The 3,620-nt window shown below is 28.9% G+C and carries 2 protein-coding genes; both read right to left on the bottom strand.

Annotated features, from left to right (window positions below; genetic code table 11):
* A partial coding sequence (locus Trichorick_RS09145; RefSeq protein ID WP_323739340.1) for a condensation domain-containing protein occupies positions 1-1,899 on the bottom strand: 1,899 nt, incomplete at its 3' end.
* 2 nt (positions 1,900-1,901) lie between these two features.
* The coding region (locus tag Trichorick_RS09150) for a condensation domain-containing protein (RefSeq protein ID WP_323739341.1) at positions 1,902-3,620 on the bottom strand (1,719 nt) is incomplete at its 5' end.

Below are 3,620 nucleotides of genomic sequence, written 5' to 3' on the forward strand. Positions count from 1 at the left end.
TTTGCTATATTGAATATAGTTATTCAGACTTTCATGTGTTATCATTACTCCTTTAGGAACACCTGTTGATCCAGAAGTATAGATTATATAGGCTAGATTCTGAAGCACAATATCTGTATTAAAATTATAAGATGGAAACTTCTCTATTATATTTATTTCTTCTTCAATACAAATTAACAAAGAAAAAGAGGCTGACAGCATATCAATATTATCTATGTCAGTTAACACTATAGGAGATCCTATATCATCTATAATTAATTGCCGCCTCATTTCTGGCAAGTTACGATCAATAGGTATATAAGTACCTCCAGCTTTTAGAATTGCAACTATTGCAACTATCATCTCTAATGACCTATTCATGATGACAGCTACTGGGGTCTCAGTCACTACTCCAAGGCTTATTAAATAATTGGCTAATCTATTCGCTCTTTCATTTAATTCTCGATAAGTAATAGTAGTATCTTTATATACTACAGCTATATTATCTGGTGTTTTGACTACTTGCTCTTCAATTAGCTTATGTATACACTGCTTAGCATGTTTTACTTCAGTATAATTCAACTTAAATAGTAACTTCTCCTCCTCTTCTTTTAAAATAAATAGAGAAGAAATAGAAAATTGTTTGCTAATAAATTGAGTTAAAATCATCTTAATGTGTGCAGCAAACCTAACAATAATCTTCTCATCAAAATGAATTGTTTGATATTTAAAAACAATATTAGTTTGTTTACTAGCTCCAGCCATTATAGTTAAAGGATACTCCGTTTTCTCTATAGTTTTAATTCTCTTAATTTGAAAATCTAGAGGGATATCATTTTCATCAAAAGGATAATTTTCAAAGGCAAATGTTAAATTAAATAAATCACCATCAATACCAGAGCATTTTTGAATGTCTGCTAGTTGCGTATAAGTATAATCATTAATTTTTTGCGTATCATTTTGAAGTTTTTTTAGGAAAGAAATAATATTATTATCTTCAAATTGTATCCTTAGAGGTAACGTATTGATAAATAAACCTACCATATCTTCAATTCCTGTAAGATTTATATTTCTTCCAGAAACAGTAAGACCTAAAACAATCTCCTTTTGTTGTAAGTAATGTTGTATTACAATTGTCACTGCTCCTTGTAAAACAGTGTTCAAAGTTAAGCTATGCTTTTGAGCAAAACTTTTAATTCTTTCTGTTTCATTTAATGATAAAATTTCTGAATAAAAGCTATAATCTTGATTCTGTTTTTCTTTAATTAAATGTTTAAAACTGAGATAAGTAGGTTTTTCTATAGAAAATAAATACTGTTTCCAAAATTGTTCTGCTTTAGTTAAATCCTGCTTTTGTAGCCAAGCTATATAATCTCTATAAGGCTTATCTTCTTTTATTAAAAATTCCTGATTACTGTTTAATGCTTTATATAATTTAAGAAAATTCTGAAAAACAATAGAAGATGACCATCCATCGAGTAAAATATGATGATTACTCCATACTAAATAATAACTATTACTATTTTTTTGAATAAGATGAATTCTAATAAGTGGGACATTATTTAAATCAAAACCTTTCTTGCGATCTTGCTTAATAAAATCTTTTAATCTTGCTTCTTGCTCAATGTCACTAAAATTTTGCCAATCTAGTGAATTAAATTCTATTTTTATTGATTTCAAAACATATTGAAACGGCATTTCTAGGTTTTGCCAAACAAACCCTGTTCTTAAAATAGAATAAGTATCAATTATTTTTTGCCATGCTAATTTTAGTAAATTATGATCTATTACCCCATTAATTAAAAATACACTCTGGACAAAATAAGCATCTGATTGTGGTGCATATAAATGCTGAAATAAGAAACCAGACTGTATCGGTGAAAGCGGATAAAGATCCTGAATATTAAGTTTATCAATCATTATTATTTCTTCTTTATTTCTGATAAAATTTTTTCCAACTGATCTTGTTTTAAAGTAACTAAATTAAAATCAGATGGAGTATAACCATAAACATTATCTTGACAACAATGCTCTATTAATTGATTCAATCTCTGAATAAAATGATGTACAATTTTATTAATTGTCTCTGGATAATAATGATTACTACTAGCAGTCCAAAAAAAATACATTATGTCATTTTTTACTTCAGCATTAATTGAAATCACGTAATCCAGTATGTTTTCTTGCGCAACATTCCGGCCACTTGGCTCTGGAGCAAAGCTAAATAACTTATTTAGAGATGCCACATTATCCCACCTACCAAGATAATTAAAAATGATTTGAGGAGATTTACTTTCAGTGAATACTTTAGGCTTTGAATATTTGATAATACCATATCCTATTCCTTTATTCGGAATAGTTCTTATATTCTCTTTTATTGTTTTAATTGATCCTTCTAAGTCATTAGGATTATCTACTATTAGTACTACAGGAAAAATAGCAGTAAACCATCCTATAGTTCTTGATAAGTCAATCTCCTCTACTATCTCTTCTCTACCGTGTCCTTCAAGAGCAATACTAAGAGTATAATTTCCTGCCCAATCTCCAAATCCTAGTACCAAGGCTGTTAGTAAAATATCATTAATCTCTGTCCTGTAAGCTTTATGTACTTTTTGTAATAAACCAATAGTTTTATCCTTACTCAAAGATATCTCAACATTATAGCTATTTGTCTCTAAATAAGTTCCTAAATTAAAATCTGTTTCAAGAGGTTTAATTTTTCTTTCTAACTCTTGCCAATAAGTTATCTCTTTTGCTAAAATGGCTGAATGAGCATAGTCTACCAAAGTTTGAGACCACTGTTTATAAGAATAAGTTTTATTAGGAAATTGTACTTCTGACTTTTGTTCTAATTGACTATAAAAACCCTCTAGGTCTTCTAGTAAGATTCTCCATGATACGCTATCTATTACCAAGTGGTGTGCTACTATCAACAAACGTTGTGATTTAGCTAAATCAAATAACAAAGCTTTGATTATTATTCCTTTGTTAATATTTAAACTTGCTTGAATTTGATTACTATAGTTTTCTATTTTTATAGTAGCATCAGTGTTATCTTCTGCGGATAAATCAAGGTATTCAACAACATCGATTTCTTCCTGAAGACATATTTGTTGCCACTGATTATGATGGTTATTATAACAACACCTTAAAATATCATGATGATATCTTAATAACATAAATGATTGTTTAATAAGGTTAGGTTGTAATTTTTTCTTTGGCTGTAGTAATATTGATTGATTAAAATGATTATGATTTGCTAAGTTTTTAGCAAAAAACCAATGCTGGATAGGAGTTAACATAATCTCACCTTTAATAGGCGTTTGATCAATTTTAGATTTTCTTTCTTCTATTTTGACATTAACTGCAAGTTCAGCAACACTAGGATAACTAAAAATATCTTTTACAGAAAAATAAATACCTTTTTGACGAGCTCTTGACATTACTTGAATACTGATGATTGAATCCCCACCAATTCTAAAGAAGTTATCAGTGATACTGATTTTTTCCAGTTTAAGCACTTGAGCCCAAATATCACACAATTGTTTTTCTAACTCAGTTCTTGGCGCAATATAGCTGTCTTGATTTTGTACTTCTGGATCAGGTAGTGCTTTGTGATCTAGTTTTCCATTACTTGTTAA

The sequence above is a fragment of the Candidatus Trichorickettsia mobilis genome, assembly GCF_034366785.1.
Classification (GTDB): Bacteria; Pseudomonadota; Alphaproteobacteria; order Rickettsiales; family Rickettsiaceae; genus Trichorickettsia; species Trichorickettsia mobilis_A.